This window comes from Endozoicomonas sp. ALB032 (genome assembly GCF_049310125.1).
Lineage (GTDB): Bacteria > Pseudomonadota > Gammaproteobacteria > Pseudomonadales > Endozoicomonadaceae > Endozoicomonas_A.
Window position 1 is genome coordinate 3,262,997 of sequence record NZ_JBLYNW010000001.1, and the last position, 13,868, is coordinate 3,276,864.

General features: G+C 45.5%; 7 protein-coding genes. All 7 read right to left on the reverse strand.

Annotation, left to right across the window (positions count from 1 at the left end):
* Positions 1-66: 66 nt before the first annotated feature.
* Complete coding sequence (locus ACO6VG_RS12095) at positions 67-1,995, reverse strand: F-box/WD repeat-containing protein (RefSeq protein WP_422137192.1); 1,929 nt, start codon at positions 1,993-1,995, stop codon at positions 67-69.
* Positions 1,996-2,327: 332 nt separating this feature from the next.
* A complete protein-coding gene (locus ACO6VG_RS12100) occupies positions 2,328-3,461 on the reverse strand; it encodes an F-box/WD repeat-containing protein (protein WP_422474109.1) in 1,134 nt (377 codons plus the stop codon).
* A 117-nt stretch (positions 3,462-3,578) separates the two neighbouring features.
* The gene (locus ACO6VG_RS12105) at positions 3,579-5,531 is read right to left on the reverse strand and encodes an F-box/WD repeat-containing protein (RefSeq protein ID WP_422474111.1); all 1,953 of its coding nucleotides are present in this window, start codon (positions 5,529-5,531) and stop codon (positions 3,579-3,581) included.
* A gap of 156 nt (positions 5,532-5,687) precedes the next feature.
* Complete coding sequence (locus ACO6VG_RS12110) at positions 5,688-7,358, reverse strand: F-box/WD repeat-containing protein (RefSeq protein WP_422474113.1); 1,671 nt, start codon at positions 7,356-7,358, stop codon at positions 5,688-5,690.
* Between the two features lie 260 nt (positions 7,359-7,618).
* Entirely contained in the window at positions 7,619-9,532 is a 1,914-nt protein-coding gene (locus ACO6VG_RS12115) for an F-box/WD repeat-containing protein (protein WP_422474115.1), read from the reverse strand.
* Between the two features lie 146 nt (positions 9,533-9,678).
* Entirely contained in the window at positions 9,679-11,601 is a 1,923-nt protein-coding gene (locus ACO6VG_RS12120) for a hypothetical protein (protein ID WP_422474117.1), read from the reverse strand.
* Between the two features lie 377 nt (positions 11,602-11,978).
* Positions 11,979-13,772 (reverse strand): F-box/WD repeat-containing protein, encoded by a 1,794-nt coding sequence (locus ACO6VG_RS12125; protein WP_422474119.1) that lies wholly within the window; start codon positions 13,770-13,772, stop codon positions 11,979-11,981.
* Positions 13,773-13,868: the final 96 nt, after the last annotated feature.

The following is a 13,868-nucleotide window of genomic DNA, read 5'->3' on the forward strand; positions in this document are numbered from 1 at the left end:
AGGGAGTTAGAAAGTTCGATTGGTACGGCTGGACCAGTAACAGCAATCAATCAATCAATCAATCAATCATTCATTCATATTTAGTTCAGTGATTCTCGCCTTGTCCGTGTCATGGGTGGTCAACAAACGGTCATCGGCGCTGAGGATGGCTGATTCGATATGACCAGAATGTGAACTGGTGGCTTTTTCTTCCCATGATCCATCGCTGTTCTGACCATAAATGTTCACTGTTCCATCGCGACCGACAGTGACCACATAGCGGCCATCAACACTAAAGGTTGCTAAGCTAATACCCTTATCATGGGAGATGATGGCTTTTTCTTGCCATGATCCATCGATCTTCAGGCCATGGATTTTCACCGTTAAATCTTCACTGCAGGTGATGGCATGACGGCAATCGGGGCTGAATGTGGCATAGTAGACAATTTTGCTATGGGAAATGATGGCTTCTTCTTCCCATGATCCATCGTCCTTCTTGCCATAGATTTTCGCTTTGTAATTTAAACTGGCGATCACCAGATGGCGGCTATCGGCGCTGAATTTGGCTGAGCATTCACTCAGGTAATCGGAAATGATGGCTTTCTCTTGCCATGATCCGTCTTTATCCTGGCCAGAGATTATCGCCTCGCCATCGTCACTGGAGGTTATTAAACAGCAACTATCGGGGCTGAATGTGGCTGAGTTGACCTCTGCGGTGTGGGGAATGATGGCTGTTTCCTCCCATGATCCATCGGCATCCAGGCTATAGATTTTTGCACTGCCATTTCTTCTGGTGCTTCTGGTCATCACCATATGGCGACTATCGGAGCTGAAGGTGACTAAGTCAAAATGGGAAATAATGGCTCTTTCCAGCCATGACCCGTCGTTCTTCTTACCATAGATTTTCGCTTTTCCACGCATGCTGGTGGTCACCACATGGCGGCTATCGGGGCTGAATTTGGCTGTGCAGAGAATGCCATCATGTTGAATGATGGCTTTTTCTGCCCATGACCCATCGTCCATTTGGCCATAGATTTTCGCCCTGTGATCTTCACTGGCGGTCAGAACATAGCGACCATCTTTGCTGAAGGTGGCAAAATGGACCTCATCATCATGAGAAATAGTGGCTTTTTCTTCCCATGATCGTTCGTCCTTCTTGCCATAGATTTTCGCTTTGCCGTCGCTATTACCGTAGGTCAACACATGGCAGCTATCGGGGCTGAAGGTGGCTGAGCAGACCCAGTATCTGTGGCAAATAGTGGCTTTTTCTTCCCATGATCGTTCGTCCTTCTTGCCATAAATTTTCGCCTTGCCATCCATGCCAGCGGTCACTACATAGCGGCTATTGGCACTGAAGGTGACAAATCTGACTTGTCTGTCATGGGAGATAGTGCCTTTTGCTACCCACGATTCATCGCTCTCCTTGCCATAGATTTTACAGGTTCTGGAGTCACAGGCGATCACCAGGTGGCGTCCATCGGCGCTGAAGGCAGCTAAGTCCTCTAAAGTGTTACAGGGGATGCTGGCTTTAGTCTCTAATTTAAATGTTTTACATTGACACGTCAGTTTAGTGAGAGTGGAAAAGAACAAAGCGGGAAAGTGAATACTTTCCTGGCGGTCCATGATTGACTTGATTAATGCTTCATCCTTTGTAAAACGCTTTAACCATTTCTGGAGTTCATCTTTATCTTTTGTAGCGACGATTCTCTTTAGACGAGTCTGGTGTGATGAAGGCAGCCGACGATACCATGCCCTTGCCATGGCATCATCATTTTCGAGCCTGTTGTTAATGGATGAATTTACCCGTCTTAAATGGGCAATATCACGAGCCTGCAAATAAGTAAAAATTTTGGATTGAATATCCTCGGGTAAATAGAGCAATAATGAAAACTCATGCTTGTCACGTTCAATGACGTTCTTGCCCATAGTGTTACCACTTGGTGTATCTGATGATGATTGAACAGGTGTTGATGGGCGTGGAGTAATATTGCAGGAGCTGCTATTTGAGCAATCCATAGTTCCTTTTCCATGGTTGTTATTTATCCCTGGTTGGCACGGATATTCAAAATTGATTCTGCAGCTTAGAGTCGGTTTTAGTAGGAAAGTTCACAATAAGTACCTAACCAGTTGGTTTCGCATATTCTGGACGGCGGCTTTTTCCACCCTTCTGCGTTCCAACTCTGGTTGCGTAGCTATGGCTACGCGCCCGTCGTTGCGCCTTGAAGGATGAAAAAATCCACTCGCCAGAATATGCGAAACCAACTGGCCAGGTACTTAACAACACGCTTCGTTTAGGAACGAGTTGTAATTATGCGACAACTTCTAACCACAGGATTGACAGCAAACAATCAGTCATCCATCCGTAGTTCAGTGATTTTCGCTGTGTTATCGCCATGGATGGTCAACACATGGCCATTGATGCTGAAGGTGGCTGATACGAGTCCACCAGGATGGGAGCTGGTGGCTTTTTCTCCCCATGATCCATCGCTGTTCTGACCATAAATTTTCACTGTTCTATCGAAACTGGCAGTGACCACATGGCGGCCATCGAGACTAAAGGTGGCTAATCTAATATCGTCATCATTGGAGATGATGGCTTTTTCTTTCCATGATCCATTGATCGTCAGGCCATGGATTTTCACCGTGTTATCTATACCGCAGGTGATGACATGACGGCTATCGGGGCTGAAGGTGGCTGATTTGACCCGCTGATCATGGGAAATAGTGGCTTTTTCTTCCCATGATTGTTCGTCCTTCTTGCCATAAATTTTCGCCTTGCCATCCATGCCAGCGGTCACTATATAGCGGCTATTGGCGCTGAAGGTGACTGATCTGACTTTCTCATCATGGGAGATAGTGCCTTTTGGCAGCCATGATTCATTGCTCTCCTGATCATAGATTTTACAGGTTTTAGAGTCACAGGCGATCACCAGGTGGCGTCCATCGGCGCTGAAGGAAGCTAAGTCCTTTAAAGTATTACAGGGGATGGTGGCTTTAGTCTCTAATTGAAATGCTTTACATTGACACATCAGTTTAGTGAGAGTGGAAAAGAATAAAGCAGGAAAGTGAATACTTTCCTGGCGGTCCATGATTGACTTGATTAATGCTTCATCCTTTGTAAAACGCTTTAACCATTTCTGGAGTTCATCTTTATCTTTTGTAGCGACAATTGTCTCTAGACGAGTCCGGTGTGATGGAGCCAACTGGCGATACCACGCCCTTGCCATTGCATCATCATTTTCGAGCCTGTTGTTAATGGATGAATTTACCCGTCTTAAATGGGCAATATCACGAGCCTGCAAATAAGTAAAAATTTTGGATTGTATATCCTCGGGTAAATCGAGCAATAATGAAAACTCTTTCTTGTCATGCGCAATGACTTCCCTGCCTGCGTTGGTTCCACTTGGTGTATCTGATGGAGGTTGGTCTGTTGTTGATGAGCGTGGAGTAATATTGCAGGAGCTGCTATTTGAGCAATGCATAGTTCGTTTTCCATGGTTGATATTTATCCCTGGTTAGCAAGGATATTCAAAATTGAGTCTGCAGCTTAGAGTCAGTTTTAGTAGGAAAGTTCACAATAAGTTATTGAGAGTCATGAATCAAAAGAGGCGACACATAATAGCCTGAAACAGGGAGTATTCATTCATTCCTAGTTCAGTGATTATCGCCGTGCACGCGCTATGGGTGGTCAACAAACGGTCATCGGTGCAGAGGATGGCTGATCCGACAAAACCAGGATGGGAACTGGTGGCTTTTTCTTCCCATGATCCATCGCTATTTTGACCATAAATGTTCACTGTTCCATCGTAACCGACAGTGACCACATAGCGGCCATCGGCACTAAAGGTTGCTAAGCTAATACCCTTATCATGGGAGATGATGGCTTTTTCTCTCCATGATCCATCAATCTTCAGGCCATGGATTTTCACCGTTAAATCTTCACTGCAGGTGATGACATGACGGCAATCCGGGCTGAATTCGGCAAAGTAGACACTTTTGCTATGGGAAATGATGGCTTTTTCTTCCCATGATCCATCGTCCTTCTTGCCATAGATTTTCGCTTTGTAATTTAAACTGGCGATCACCAGATGGCGGCTATCGGCGCTGAATTTGGCTGAGCAGTCACTCAGGTAATCGGAGATGCTGGCTTTTTCTTGCCATGATCCGTCTTTATCCTGGCCAGAGATTATCACCTTGCCATCGTCACTGGAGGTTATTAAACAGCGATTATCGAGGCTGAATTTGACTGAGTTGACCTCTGCATTGTGGGAAATGATGGCTTTTTCTTGCCATGATCCATCAGCATCAAGTCTATAGATTTTTGCACTGCCATTTCTTCTGGTGATCACCACATGGCGACTATCGGAGCTGAATTGGACTGAGACAAAATGGGGAATAATGGCTTTTTCCAGCCATGCCCCGTTGTTCTTCTTGCCATAGATTTTCGCTTTGCTATCCAGGCTGGTGGTTATCACATAGTGGCTATCGGGGCTGAAGGTGGCTGTGTAGACAGTGTCATCATGTGGAATGATGGCTTTCTCTGCCCATGACCCATCGTCACTCTGGCCATAGATTTTTGCCCTGTGATCGCAACTGGTGGTTACTACACAGCGACCATCTTTGCTGAAGGTGGCAAAATGGACCTCATCATTATGGGAAATAGTGGCTTTTTCTTCCCATGAACGTTCGTCCTTCTTGCCATAGATTCTCGCTTTGCCGTCGTCACTGTAGGTCAACACATGGCGGCTATCGGGGCTGAAGGTGGCTGAGCGGACCCAGTGACTGTGGCAAATAGTGGCTTTTTCTTCCCATGATCGTTCGTCCTTCTTGCCATAAATTTTCGCCTTGCCATCCATGCCAGCGGTCACTACATAGCGGCTATTGGCACTGAAGGTGACAAATCTGACTTGTCTGTCATGGGAGATAGTGCCTTTTGCTACCCACGATTCATCGCTCTCCTTGCCATAGATTTTACAGGTTCTGGAGTCACAGGCGATCACCAGGTGGCGTCCATCGGCGCTGAAGGCAGCTAAGTCCTCTAAAGTGTTACAGGGGATGCTGGCTTTAGTCTCTAATTTAAATGTTTTACATTGACACGTCAGTTTAGTGAGAGTGGAAAAGAACAAAGCAGGAAAGTGAATACTTTCCTGGCGGTCCATGATTGACTTGATTAATGCTTCATCCTTTGTAAAACGCTTTAACCATTTCTGGAGTTCATCTTTATCTTTTGTAGCGACAATTGTCTCTAGACGAGTCCGGTGTGATGGAGCCAACTGGCGATACCACGCCCTTGCCATGGCATCATCATTTTCGAGCCTGTTGTTAATGGATGAATTTACCCGTCTTAAATGGGCAATATCACGAGCCTGCAAATAAGTAAAAATTTTGGATTGTATATCCTCGGGTAAATCGAGCAATAATGAAAACTCATTCTTGTCACGTACAATAACGTTCTTGCCCGTAATGGTACCTCTTGGTGTATCTGATGGAGATTGACCTGGTGTTGATGGGCGTGGAGTAATATTGCAGAAGCTGCTATTTGAGCAATCCATAGTTCCTTTTCCATGGTTGTTATTTATCCCTGGTTGGCGAGGATATTCAAAATTGATTCTGCAGCTTAGAGTTGGTTTTAGTCTGAAAGTTCACACTATTGATGTATGCGTAACCAATAAGAAAACAGGGCTTTGATCCGCGAAATATTCATTCATTCATTCATCCACCCATCCATCCATCTTTAGTTCCGTGATTTTCGCCGTGTTATCGGTATGGATGGTCAACACATGGCCATCGGCGCTGAAGATGGCTGACCTGATCCTGCAACCATGGGAAATGGTGGCTTTTTTTTGCCATGATCCATCACTTACCTGACCATAAATTTCCGATGTTTTTTCGTCACTGGCAGTGACCACATGGCGGCCATCGAAGCTAAAGACTGCTGATCTGATTCCCAAACCGTGGGAAATGGCCGTTTTTTCTTGCCATGATCCATCGTCCTTCAGGCCGTTGATTTTCACCTTTCTATCATAACTGCAGGTCATCACATGGCGGCTATCGACACTAAAGGCTGTTGATCTAATTTCCAAATAGTGGGAAATGGTCTTTTTTTGTTTCCATGATACATCGTCCTTCTGGCTATAGATTTTCGCTTTGCCAGGGAAACAGGAGGTGATTAGATGGCGGCTATCGGGGCTGAAGGTAGCTGAATTGAACTGATCATCATTAGAAGTGGTGGCTTGTCTTTTCCACGATCCATCGTCCTTCTGGCCATAGATTTTCACCCTGCCATCACAGGTGCAGGTCATCATACGTCGGCTATCGGGGCTGAAGGTGGCTGATCTGATGCTATACCCATGGTATTTGCTGGCTTTTTCTTTCCATGATCCATCGGCCTCCAGACCATAGATTTTCGTCTTACAATCTTCACTGCAGGTCACCACATGGCAGCTATCGGGGCTGAAGGTGGCTGACCGGACCCAATCATTATGACAGAGAGTGGCTTTTTCTTCCCATGAACCACCGGTCTCCAGGCCATAGATTTTCACCTTGTTATTGGTACTGCGGTTCAATACATGGCAGCCATCGGCGCTGATCTTGGCTGAGTATAAGGAGTTGTCTCGGGAAATAGTCGCTTCTTCCCATGATCGTTCGTCCTTCTTACCATAAATTTTCGTCTTGCACTTTCTACTGGTTGTCACTACGTAACGGTCATCGGCACTAAAGGTGATCGATTCGACAGCGGAATCATGGCAGATAGTGCCTTTTGCTTGCCATGTTCCATCGCTCTCCCGACCATAGATTTTAAAGATTTTGGAGTCACAGGCGATCACCAGGTGGCGGCCATCGGCGCTGAAGGCAGCTAAGTCCTTTGAACTGCTACAGGGGATGCTGGCTTTAGTCTCTAATTTAAATGTTTTACATTGACACATCAGTTTAGTGAGAGTGGAAAAGAACAAAGCAGGGAAGTGAATACTTGCCTGGCGATCCATGATGGACTTGATTAATGCCTCATCTTTTGTAAAACGCTGCAACCATTTCCGGAGTTCATCTTTATCTTTTGTAGCGACGATTGTCTTTAGACAAGTCTGGTTTGATGAAGCCAACTGGCGATACCATGCCCTTGCCATGGCATCATCATTTTTGAGCCTGTTGTTAATGCATGAATTTGCCCGTGCTAAATGGGCAATATCACGAGCCTGCAAATAAGTAAAAATTTTGGATTGTATATCCTCGGGTAAATCGAGCAATAATGAAAACTCATTCTTGTCACGTTCAATGACTTCCCTGCCTGCATAGGTACCACTTGGCGGCCCTGTTTGAGATTGCTCTGCTGTTGATGAGCGTAGAGTAATATTGCAGGAGCTGCTATTTGAGCAATGCATAGTTCCTTTTCCATGGTTGTTATTTATCCCTGTTTGGCAAGGATATTGAAAATTGATTCTGCAGCTTAGAGTCGGTTTTAGTAGGAAAGTTCACAATATTGATGTAAGCGTAACCAATAATAAGTAACTGGTTAGGTGCTTAAAACAGGACTTTGATCCAGGAAATTGTTGAAGTCGTGGCCGGTTTTCCGGTGCGTTCGAACTATCATGCCTGGCAGGTGTTGCAGAATAATAATGTGAGGCTGGGCTGGTAACAGCAATCATTCATTCAAACTTAGTTCAGTGATGCTCGCCGTTGCGTTGTGGATGGTCAACAAATGGTCATCAGTGCTGAGGGTGGCTGATTGGATAACACCAAGATGGGAAATGGTAGCTTTTTCTTTCCATGATCCATCGCTGTTCTGGCCAAAAATTTTCACTGTTCCAACGTAACTGACAGTGACCACATGGCGGCCATCGACAGTGAAGGTTGCTAATGTAATAACCCTTCGATGGGAGATGATGGCTTTTTCTCTCCATGATCCATCAATCTCCAAGCCATGGATTTTCACCGTGTAATCAGGACTGCAGGTGATGAGATGACGGCTATCGGGGCTGAATGTGGCAGAGTAGACACTTTCTTTATGGGAAATGCTGGCTTTCTCTTCCCATGGTCCATCGTCCTTTTTGCCATAGATTTTCGCTATGCCATCTAAACTGGCGGTCATCACATGTCGGCTATCGGCGCTGAATTTGGCTGAACAGACACTTAGGTAATGGGAAATAGTAGCCTTTTCTTTCCATGATCCGTCTTTATCCTGGCCATAGATTATCGCCTTGCCATCGTCACTGGTGGTCATTAAATAGCGACTATCGGGGCTGAATGTGGCTGAGTTGACCTCTCCATTGTGGGAAATGATGGCTTTTTCTTTCCATGATCCATCGGCATCAAGTCTATGGATTTTTGCACTGCCATTTCTTCTGGTGGTCACCAAATGGCGATTATCGGAGCTGAAGATGGCTGAGACAAAATGGGAAATAATGGCTTTTTCTTCCCATGATCCATCGTCCTTCTTGCCATAAATTTTCGCAGTGTCATTTCCACAGACGGATACCACATAGCGGCCATCGGTGCTGAAGTTGGCTGATTTGGCCCAGTCATCGTGGGAAATAGTGGCTTCTTCTTGCCATGATCGTTCGTCTTTCCTGCCATAGATCTTCGACTTGCCGTCTGCACTGGCGGTTACTACATAGTGACTATCGATGCTGAAGGTGGCTAAGTAGATCTCTTCGTTATGGGAAATGATGGCTTCTACTTCCCATGAACCATCGTCCGTCAGGCCATAGATTTTCGCCTTGGCGTCGTTACTGCAGGTCAACACATGGCGGCTATCGGGGCTGAAGGTGGCTGAGCGGACCCAGCGATTATGGGAAATAGTGGCTTTTTCTTCCCATGATCGATTGTCTTTCTTGCCATAAATTTTCGCCTCGCCATCCATACCAGCGGTCACTACATAGTGGCTATTGGCACTGAAGGTGACTGATCTGACATAGTTATTATGGGAGATAGTGCCTTTTGCTACCCATGATCCATCGCTCTCCTGGCCATAGATTGTGCAGGTTTTGGGAACACAGGAGATCACCAGGTGGCGTCCATCGGCGCTGAAGGCAGCATAGTGCTTTGAACTTTCACAGGGGATGGTGGCTTTAGTCTCTAATTTAAATGCATTACATTGATACATCCGTTTAGTGAGAGTGGAAAAGAACAAAGCAGGAAAGTGAATACTTGCCTGGCGGTTCATGATTGACTTGATTAATGCCTCATCCTTTGTAAAACGCTGCAACCATTTCCGGAGTTCATCTTTATCTTTTGTAGCGACAATTGTCTTTAGAAGAGTCTGGTGTGATGAAGCCAACCGGCGATACCATGCCCTTGGCATTGCATCATCATTTTTGAGCCTGTTGTTAATGGATGAATTTACCTGTGTTAACTGGGCAATATCACGAACCTGCAAATAAGTAAAAATTCTGGATTGTATATCCTCGGGTAAATCGAGCAATAATGAAAACTCATTCTTGTCACGTTCAATGACTTCCCTGCCTGCATAGGTAGCACTTGGCGGCTCTGTTTGAGATTGCTCTGGTTTTGATGAAAGTCGATCATCAATACAGGAATTGTTATTTATGCAATCCATTGTTTGTTATTCCATTGTTGTTATTTATCCCTGGTTGGCGAGGATATTCAAAATTGATTCTGCAGCTTAGAGTCGGTTTTAGTAGGAAAGTTCACAATAATCTTTAGCGCAACAGGGAGTTAGAAAGTTCGATTGGTATGGCTGGGCTAGTAACGGCAATCATTCATACTTAGTTCAGTGATGTTCGCCGTGTCCGTGCCATGGATGGTCAACAAATGGTCATCGGCGCTAAGGGTGGCTGATCGGATAGTACCAGGATGGGAAATACTGGCTTTTTCTTCCCATGATCCATCGCTGTTCTGACCATAAATGTTCACTGTCCCTTCGAGACTGACAGTGACCACATGGCGGCCATCGGCACTAAAGGTTGCTATTGTAATGCCCCTATCATAGGAAATGTTGGCTTTTTCTCTCCATGATCCATCGATCTCCAGGCCATGGATTTTTACCGTTAAATCTTCACTGCAGCTGATGGCATGGCGGCAATCGGGGCTGAATGAGGCATAGTAGACACTTTCGTTATGGGAAATGATAGCTTTTTCTTCCCATGATCCATCGTCCTTCTTACCATAGATTTTCGCTTTGAAATCTAGACTGGCGGTCACCAGATGGTGGCTATCGGCGCTGAATTTGGCTGAGCAGTCACTCAGGTAATCGGAAATGATGGCTTTTTCTTGCCATGATCCGTCTTCATCCTGGCCAGAGATTATCGCCTTGCCATCGTCACTGGAGGTTATTAAACAGCGACTATCGGGGCTGAATGTGACTGAGTTGACCTCTGCATTGTGGGAAATGATGGCTTTTTCTTGCCATGATCCATCGGCATCCAGTCTATAGATTTTTGCACTGCCATTTCTTCTGGTGATCACCACATGGCAACTATCGGAGCTGAAAGTGACTGAGACACAATGGGAAATAATGGCTTTTTCCAGCCATGACCCATCGTTCTTCTTATCATAGATTTTCGCTTTGCTGCCCAGGCCTTCAGTCACCACATAGCGGCTATCGGGGCTAAAGGTGGCTGAGTAAATGTCATCATGTGGAATGACGGCTTTTTCTGCCCATGACCCATCGTCACTCTGGCCATAGATTTTTGCACTGTGATCCCAACTGGTGGTTACTACATAGCGACCATCTTTGCTGAAGGTGGCAAAATCGACCCAATTATCATGGGAAATAGTGGCTTTTTCTTCCCATGATCGTTCGTCCTTCTTGCCGTAGATTTTTGCTTTGCCGTCGTTACTGTAGGTCAACACATGGCGGCTATCGGGGCTGAAGGTGGCTGAGCGGACCCAGTAACTGTGGGAAATAGTGGCTTTTTCTTCCCATGATTGTTCGTCCTTCTTGCCATAAATTTTCGCCTTGCCATCCATGCCAGCGGTCACTACATAGTGGCTATTGGCACTGAAGGTGACAAATTTGACTTGCCTATCATGGGAGATAGTGCCTTTTGCTACCCATGATTCATCGCTCTGCTGGCCATAGATTTTACAGGTTTCAGAGTCAAAGGCGATCACCAGGTGGCGTCCATCGGCGCTGAAGGAAGCTAAGTCCTCTGAACTATGGCAGGGGATGGTGGCTTTAGTCTCTAATTTAAATGCTTTACATTGACACATCAGTTTAGTGAGATTGGAAAAGAACAAAGCAGGAAAATAAAAACACGCCTGACGATCCATGATTGACTTGACTAATGCCTTATCCTTTGTAAATCGGCTCAACCAATTCTCGAGTTGATCTTTATTTTTTGCAGTGAGGATTATTCCCGTAATGGCCTGGCGTGATGAAGCAATCTGGCGATACCACGCCCTTATCATTGATGCATCTTTTTTAAGCGTGTTGTAAATGCATGAATTCACCTGTGTTAAACGGGCAATATCACGAGTCTGCAAATAGCTATAAATTTTGGATTGTATTTCAATGGGTAAATCAAGCAATAATGAGAGCTCATTCTTGTCACGAACAAATACCTCCCTGCGCGTGCTGATTCCAATTTGTGTCCCTGATTGAGATTGAACGGGTGTTGTTGCAAGTGCATCACTAATACCAGAATTACTCTTTATGCAATCCATAACTCGTTTTCCATTGTTATTGTTTATCCCGCAAGGATATTTAAAATTGATTCCGCAGCCTAGCAGCCTGTCGGACTTAAGACTGTCCTACACGGCAACTGCTCCTGCGTTGCTCTAGCTCCTGCATCCATGCAGTCGTGCGGTTGCAATAAATTGGTCTAAAAATCTCTGTTTCTTCGTCAAATAGCTCGCTATTCTCCTCAGAAACAGAGATTTTTATCCTCAATTTCTTGCAATCCTCGCTACGGACGCTTAAGTCCGACAGGCTGCTAGAGTCGGTTTTAGTATGAAAGTTCACAATAACAACTCGCTTCGTGTAGGAACGAGTTGTAATTATGTGACAACTTCTAACCACAAGATTGACAGCAAATAATCAGTCATACATCCATCCGTAGTTCAGTGATTTTTGCTGTGTTAATGCCATGGATGGTCAACACAAGGCCATCGGCGCTGAAGATAGCTGATCTGATACTACTAGGATGGGAAATGGTGGCTTTTTCTTGCCAGGATCCATCGCTTACCTGGCCATAAATTTTCGCCGTTTTATCAATACTGGCGGTGACCACATGGTGGCTATCGACGCTAAAGGTTGCTGATCTTATATCCTTGTCATGAGAGATGATGGCTTTTTCTTGCCATGATCCATCGCCCTTCCGGCCATAGATTTTCGCCTTGTTATCTTCACCGCAGGTGATTAGATAGCAACTATCGGCGCTGAATGTGGCTAACCAGACTCTGTCATCATGGGAAATGATGGCTTTTACTTCCCATGATCCATTGTCTTTCTGGCCATAGATTTTCGCCTTGCCATCGTAACTGTGGCTCACCACATGGCGGCTATCGGGGCTGAAGCAGGCTGAATTGACACGATTCTCATGGGAAAAGATGGCTTTTTCTTCCGATGATCCATCGTCCTCCAGGCTATGGATTTTCACAGAGTGATCGCGACGGGTGGTCACCACATAGCGGCCATTGGCGCTGATAGCGGCTGAGAGGACCCAGCAATCATGGGAAATAGTGGCTTTTTCTTGCCATGACCCGTCGGCCTCGATGCTAAAGATTTTTACCTTGTTATTTTCGCCGCGGGTGATCACATGGCGACTATCAGCGCAGAAGCCAGCTGAGAAGGCCCAGTCGTCGTGGGAAATAATGGCTTTTTCTTCCCATGATCCATCGACCCTCTGGCTATAGATTTTCGCTTCGCCGTCACTGCTGCGGGTCAACACATGGCGGCTATCGGGGCTGAAGGTGGCTGATTTGACATCTTGATCATGGAAAATAATGGCTTTTTCTACCCATGACCCATCGTCCCTCTGGCCGTAAATTTTCGCCTTGCCATCGCCACTGGCGGTTACTACATAACGACTATCGTTGCTGAAGGTTGCTGAGTTGACCCAGTTATTATGGGAAATAGTGGCTTTTTCTTCCCATGATCCATCGTCCTTCTTGCCATAGATTTTCGCCTCGCCATCCTTACTGGCGGTCACTACATAGCGGCCATTGGCGCTGAAGGTGGACGAAATGATACTGCCATAATGGAGGACAGTGCCTTTTTCTGTCCAGGATCCATCGCTCTCCCGGCCATAGATTTCCAGCGTATCATTATCACTGGCGATCGCCATACAGCGGCCATCGGCGCTGAAGCTGGCTGAGTTCAGCTTACCATTACCTGGGAGGTTGGCTTTTGTCTCTAATTCGAATGTTTTACATTGAGACATCAGTTTAGTGAGAGTGGAATAGAACAGAGCAGGAAAATAAATACTCGTTTGGCGATCCATGATCGACTTGACTAATGCCTTATCCTCTGTGAAACGGCTTAACCAACCTTCGAGTTGATTTTTATCTTTTGCCATAACGATTGTCTTTATCAGAGCCTGGTGTGATGGAGCAATCTGGCGATACCACGCCTTTATCATTGATGCATCTTTTTTGAGCGAGTTGTAAATGCATGAATTCACCTGTGTTAAACGGGCAATATCACGAGTCTGCAAATAAGTATAAATTTTGGATTGTATTTCAAAGGGTAAATCGAGCAATAAAGAAAGCTCATTCTTGTCACGAACAAATACGTCCCTGCGCGTGCTGATTCCACTTGGTGTCCCTGATTGAGATTGAACGGGTGTTGATGAAAGTGCGTCACCAATACTGGAATGACTCTTTAGGCAATCCATAACTCGTTTTCCATAGTTATTATTTATCCCTCACTGGCAGGGATATTCAAAATTGATTCTGTAGCTTTGAGTCGGATTTCTTGAGAAAGTTCACAA